This is a genomic window from Roseiarcus sp. (assembly GCF_052145395.1).
In the GTDB taxonomy this organism is placed as follows: Bacteria; Pseudomonadota; Alphaproteobacteria; order Rhizobiales; family Beijerinckiaceae; genus Roseiarcus.
Genome location: NZ_JBKQOT010000696.1, coordinates 1 through 5732, shown reverse-complemented (window position 1 = coordinate 5732; position 5732 = coordinate 1). Strand labels below are relative to the sequence as shown.

The window sequence follows — 5732 nt, the reverse complement described above, 5'->3', positions numbered from 1 at the left end:
TTGGCGTGCGGTGAACGGCCCGGATCGGGAGGTCATCTTTCGCCAGGAGCATCCGCCGGGCCGGATGGGACTGTCGGCCGGCATGCGGCGGGCGAGCCCCCGGATCCCAGTCCGGGGGTCGCGAATGATGGCGCGCATGCGCTTCTCGCTCACGTCCATGCGCGCCGCGATCTCGGCGACCGAAACACCGCGGTTGAGATAACCGACGATCAGCTGTTCCCGCTCGAATTTCGCGAGGCGCGCGGCGCGCGCGTCCGTTAGCGGATTGTGAGGGGCGGCCGCGGAGGCGGCTTCGGCGCAATAGGACATGGGGGCGTGTTCTGGGTCTGACAAGAACAAAGATAGAACATGGTCGTTCGGCTGTCAAGAAAATGTCGCCGCGGTGGCGGCGCCGTCAGGTGGCAGGGGTCAATCCGCCACCTATCGGTCAAAACCTGACGCCCCCGCGCCGAGTAGACGGTCCCGGGGCGCCGCGGATGTCGGGAGTCGGCGTATTGCTACCGTTGCAGATCGCGGCCCTGGATGCCTCAATTGGGCGAGGAAGCGGACCTACAGGGAAGGCGCAGTCTCCGCCCGAACCCGTCATTGGCGCGATGGCCGATTTTCGTCCTCCTCGACGATCCCGGCAGACGGCGGCTCTGCAGCCAACTCGTCGAGCAGCGCTTTCGCCTCAATCAGGTCGGGCGTGTCGAAGCCCTCGGTGAACCAGGAGTAGACGGGCGAGAGGAGGTCGTGGGCCTCCCGGCGCTTGCCCTTATCGCGCAAGAGCCGCGCGAAGCTCGTCGCCGCGCGAAGCTCCCACGAGCGCGTCTGCCGCGCCCCCGCGATGTCTAGTGCGCGCTGGAAATGCGCCTCCGCCTTCGTCGCGTCTCTTTCCGGCGCCATGAGCTCGATTTCGCCGGCGATGCGATGGATCTCCGCTTCGAACCACCTCTCCTTTGCGTTTTCCGCCGTCGTAAACGCTTCGCCGACGCACCGTCTGGCGTCATCGAATTGGCCGGCGTCCGCGTGAGCCATCGCCAAATACGCTCGTTGCATCGACATCCACACGGTCGCCCCTGTCGCCAGGAAGACGTCCCACGCCGAAGCGATCGCGTGGACGTGATCGGCGCGCTCTTTGGATTCGAGCGACACGAAACTGCCAAACAGCGTTGCGGTCGCCTTGTGCCAGGCTGCGCCCTTCTCGTCCGCCAGCGAAACGAGTTCGGCGAGGACGGCCTTCGCCGCCGCATAGTCCCGGCGGGAGATATGCGTCCAGACGACTGTCTCCAGCGCGTTCATCAAGGTGAGGGCGTGGCCGATCTGGCGCGCATCCGCGACCGCGTGCTGAGCGTCGGCGAGCGCCGCCTCGGGAAAGCCGAGCTTACACAGAACGTACGACCGATTGGCCAAGCTTGCGATCCGATAGTCTAGCCAATATTGCGCCCCGAGCGGACGATTCTCGGCAGGATCATACAGCCCGATCGCGCGATCAAAGTGCGCCCGCGCCTCCGCAATGTCTCCGGTAATCAACAAGGACATGCCCGTTAGGAAATGCCCGAGCATCAGCGGCACGGACTTCCTTTGATTCTCGGCAAGCGCCAGGATCCGCGCGGCGAGGTCGCGACAGGCGTCGCCATTGAACCGAAAGAAGTTCGCCGCCCAGAAGGCGCCGAGGATCGCCGACAACTCCGGGGGAGGCTCCTCACCGAGCGTTTCGACCTGCTCGATAAGCAGCCGCGCTCGCTCCTCGGCCGCCCTGGTCTCGGGCGCAGCCCACCCCTTGGCGAACATCAGCGCGCCCGCGAGCGCGACCTGAAGCTTGATCTGCGCGCCACGCAGCGCCGGACTGGACGGCAGGGAGGCAATCTGATCGATGGCGCGGATGTACTGCTCGGCCGCCTCGGCGAGCGCAGAGCGCTCCATGGAGCGCTCTCCCGCTTTGCCCCACAGGCCTGCGGCTTTTTCGATCAGGCCTGCCTCGGCTGAATGGCGGGCGATGAGCGCCGGCTGGCGCTCCGCCTCGTCGGGGAACTGGCTCTCGAGGGCCTCCACGATACGGGCGTGAAGCGCGCGTCTCGGCTCGCGCAGAAGCGCGCCGTAGGCCGCGTCCTGCACCAGGGCGTGCTTGAAGCGATAGGTCGCGTCCGGCGGCGCACCCCGCCCGACCAGCAGACCCGACTGAACGAGACGATCGAGCGACGATTGCAACGCCTCGTCCGGTTTTCGCGCCACGGCGGCCAGAAGCGCGTAGGAAAACTCCCGGCCGATTGTCGCGCCGATCTGGGCGACATCTTTCGCTGGCCCGAGCCTGTCGAGGCGCGCCATCAGCGATGCTCGCAGGGTCGCGGGGACCGTCAGCGACGGCGAAGGACCGGCCGTCGCCCGCTCGCCGTCCGCCTCCAGCACCGCTTTCGTCATCTCCTCCGCGAACAGCGGCACGCCGTCGCTGCGCTCGACGATGCCCTGCCGAATGGTCGCCGGCAACGCCGTTGCGCCGACGACGGCGCCGATCATGGCTCCGATCTCGCGCTCGCCAAGCCGGTTGAGGATGAACGCGGCGACGTGAGGCTGCCCGATCCAGGGCGCGACGAACTCCGGCCGGAAGGTCACGATTAAAAGCGCGCGCAGGCTCCGGATGCGGTCGACGATACGGCTGAGCAGCTCGAGGCTCGTTGGGTCGGACCAGTGCGCGTCCTCGAAGATCATTAACACCGGCCACAAGCGCGTGAGAGCCTCGATCTGGCTCACGAGCGCCTCGATCGTCTTCTGCCGGCGCTGCGGGGGGGGGCAAGCTCGATCGCCGGGAAGCGCCCGTCATTCTTCAGCGACATCGTTTCAGCGAGCAGCGCGACGTCCTCGGCTGGGGTCGACGAATAGGCCAGAAGCGCGTCGAGCTTGTCGAGCTTGGCTTGCGGAGAATCGTTGCGTGCAATTCGCGCGGCCCGCTCCATCTCGCCGATGATTGGAAAGAGGGCATCGTCGCTATGCTGCGGCGAGCAGAAGTAGCGTATGCGCGTCAGCGGCTCATTGGCCAAGCGTTCGACGACCTCAACGGCGAGGCGCGACTTGCCGATCCCCGCCTCGCCGGACAGCAGGACCACCTGGCCTTCCCCGTTCTTCGCCCGCGTCCAGCGCCTGAGCAGCAGTTCGCATTCCTCGTCCCGCCCGACAAGCGGGGTGACGTCCGCTCCGTGCAGCGCCTCGAAGCGGTCTTGCACCGGACTCGCCCTGAGCGCCGCCCACGCCCGCACAGGTCTCGCGATCCCCTTGAGGTCCCTCGCTCCGAGATCCTCAAGCTCGAAGAGACCGCCGAGCAGCTCCCGCGTCCCTTCTGCAATAACCACGCCATCGGGCTCGGCGATCGACTGCAACCGCGCCGCGAGGTTCGGCGTGTCGCCGACGACGCCGCGCTCCTGCGCCTCTCCGGTCCCGAGCAGATCGCCGACCACGACGAGTCCCGTCGCGAGGCCGATGCGGACATGCAGGGGCGCGCCTCCCGTCGTGGCGAGCTTGGGCGCGGCGGCGACGATCGCGAGCGCCGCGCCGACTGCGTTGTCGGCGTCACGCTCGTGCGCTTGCGGGTAGCCGAAATAGGCGAGCACGCCGTCGCCCATGTATTTGGCGACGAAGCCGCCGTGGGAGGCGATGAGGCCGGCGCAGCAGGCGTGATAGGCCGCCAGAACCTCGCGCATGTCCTCGGGATCGAGACGCTCGGCGAGCGCGGTCGAGCCGACCAGATCGACGAACATCACGGTGAGATGGCGGCGCTCGGCGGCGGCCGCTTCCGTTGCCTCCGGCCCCGCCGGCCGCGCCGTCGACAGCTCTCCGATCGCCGTGAGCAGCCTCCGGCGATGCCCCACCAAGACGACGCCGAGATCCCTGAGGTCTTCCGCCGTCAACTTGGGCAGAACGTGCAGGTCGACCGCGTTTTCGCGGAACGCAGCCTCGTACTGGCTGAGGCCCACCCCTCGGAGCCATTCGCCTACATCCATGGCGGCCTCCGAACACAACAAAGCAACTACGGCCATTAATTCAGTGCGCCGTCTACGAGACCACTTGCCGCTGAAGCGAGCAAGGTCAGGCTGGCTCACCTGGACAAGCCGATCGATTTTCGTTCGGGAGGACCTCAAACCCTCCGACCGAGTAAATGACTGGCATTCCGCGATCAACCGGGAAAGGCGGGAAAGGGGCGGTTAAGGCTCATCCGCCAAGCCATCGCGGAATGTCCGGTAATTGCGCACTGCTGCCATTCCACTCGGGGGCTACGCGGCGGCTCCGCGCGCGTCAGCCCGCGCTCACGCGCGCCAGCCCGGCCTTCGCCTCGGCATTGCCGGGATTCAGCGAAGCGGCGCTGCGATAGGCCTCGGCCGCCTTCGGGCGGTTGCCAAGCTTCTCGTAGGCCAGGCCGAGGCTCGCCCAGGCCTCGGAATTGTGGTCGTCGACGTTGAGCGCAGCGTTGAAGTCGTCGGCCGCCTTCTGCCATTGTCCGGTCGCCAGATAGCTCTGCCCGCGCGCCTGGTACGGAGCGCCGGCGAACGGATCCCGGTCGATGGCGTTGTTGAAATCGGTGATCGCCTGGGCCTGGTTGCCCTGGCGCTGATAGATGAGGCCGCGCGCGTGATACGCCTGCGCGCCTTCCGGGTTGAGCCGGATCGCCTGGTTGAGGTCGGCAAGCGCGGCGTCGTAATTGTCGTGGGCCCGCTCGAGATTCCCGCGCCCGAGATAGGCCGCCGCGCCGTTCGGGTTGGCGGAGATGGCCTGGTCGAAGTCCTGCATCGCCAGATCGTCCTGTTTTTCCTGGCGATAGGCGAGAGCGCGGTTCGTATAGGCGCCGGAGAAATGCGGATCGAGTTCGATCGCGTGGGAGAAGTCGTCGACCGCGTTCGAGTAGCGTCCAAGCTTGGCGTAGACGACGCCGCGCGTGTTGTACGCTACCGGATCGCGCGGATTGCGCTGAATGACCTCTGTCAGCGAGTCGATGTTGCCGGCATTCGACTCCTGCGCTTTCGGCCCCGCCTCGACCTCCGCGACCTTGCTGGACGGGTTCATCGTCTCGCTGCACGCGCCGAGCGCGAGCGCGATCGCCAAAGCCAACGAGGCCCGCGTCGCAGCCTGTCCGGCGCCAATCCTGCCGTTCATCATCCGCCGACTCCGCCGCGTCCCACGCCGACGCGGATCATCCGCCATTTCAGAAGCGCATTGCCGTAAAACAAAACCCCGCCGCATCCGGGCGGGGTCGAACCAAGGTCATAGCGCGGCGCAGCAAACGCCAAGCGCCGACGCCGGAATCAACCAGCCGACCGGGGCGCGCCCGGCGCCGGCTTGGCCTTGACCGGCAAAAGGCCCTCGCGCTGGAGCTTCTTGCGCGCGAGCTTGCGAGCGCGCCGCACCGCCTCGGCCTTTTCCCGCGCCCGCTTCTCGGAGGGCTTCTCGTAGTGACCACGGAGCTTCATTTCGCGGAAGATTCCCTCCCGCTGCATCTTCTTCTTGAGCGCCTTCAGGGCCTGATCGACGTTGTTGTCGCGAACGAGTACTTGCACGGGCTGTCCTGTGTTTTGAGGCTGAGCCTCGAAAAACCTGTCATTTGCGAAAAGCTCAGACGCGCGCCTTCCCGAGGGAGGGCTCGTCCAGTCGCGAGCGCATTATCAGAGCCGCGCCGCCTTGTCCAGCGTAAGCATGGGCGACATGGGCGACACACGGCTCGGAAGTCGGGTTAACGACGGGTTGGCGGCTAATTTATCTTGACTGCA

5 protein-coding genes are annotated in these 5732 nt (G+C 66.7%); all 5 read right to left on the bottom strand.

The annotated features are described in order from the left end of the window. A partial coding sequence (locus ACLP25_RS23860; RefSeq protein ID WP_442471615.1) for a hypothetical protein occupies window positions 1–309 on the bottom strand: 309 nt, incomplete at its 3' end. A gap of 273 nt (window positions 310–582) precedes the next feature. Continuing rightward, window positions 583–2730: an ATP-binding protein gene (locus ACLP25_RS23855; RefSeq protein WP_442471614.1), complete on the bottom strand. Its 2148-nt coding sequence runs from the start codon at window positions 2728–2730 to the stop codon at window positions 583–585. After that, a complete protein-coding gene (locus tag ACLP25_RS23850) occupies window positions 2727–3974 on the bottom strand; it encodes an adenylate/guanylate cyclase domain-containing protein (RefSeq protein ID WP_442471613.1) in 1248 nt (415 codons plus the stop codon). Before ACLP25_RS23850 ends, ACLP25_RS23855 begins: the two co-directional genes overlap by 4 nt. A 292-nt stretch (window positions 3975–4266) precedes the next feature. After that, window positions 4267–5124 carry a tetratricopeptide repeat protein gene (locus tag ACLP25_RS23845; RefSeq protein WP_442471612.1) on the bottom strand — a complete coding sequence of 286 codons (858 nt, stop codon included), beginning with the start codon at window positions 5122–5124 and terminating at the stop codon, window positions 4267–4269. A 146-nt stretch (window positions 5125–5270) separates the two neighbouring features. Next, window positions 5271–5522 carry a 30S ribosomal protein S21 gene (gene rpsU / locus ACLP25_RS23840; RefSeq protein ID WP_442471611.1) on the bottom strand — a complete coding sequence of 84 codons (252 nt, stop codon included), beginning with the start codon at window positions 5520–5522 and terminating at the stop codon, window positions 5271–5273. Window positions 5523–5732: the final 210 nt, after the last annotated feature.

Excerpts from the sequence above, each read along its gene's own strand:
- ACLP25_RS23850 (WP_442471613.1), bottom strand. The coding sequence starts at position 3,974 with ATGGATGTAGGCGAATGGCTCCGAGGGGTGGGCCTCAGCCAGTACGAG.
- ACLP25_RS23845 (WP_442471612.1), bottom strand. The coding sequence starts at position 5,124 with ATGATGAACGGCAGGATTGGCGCCGGACAGGCTGCGACGCGGGCCTCG.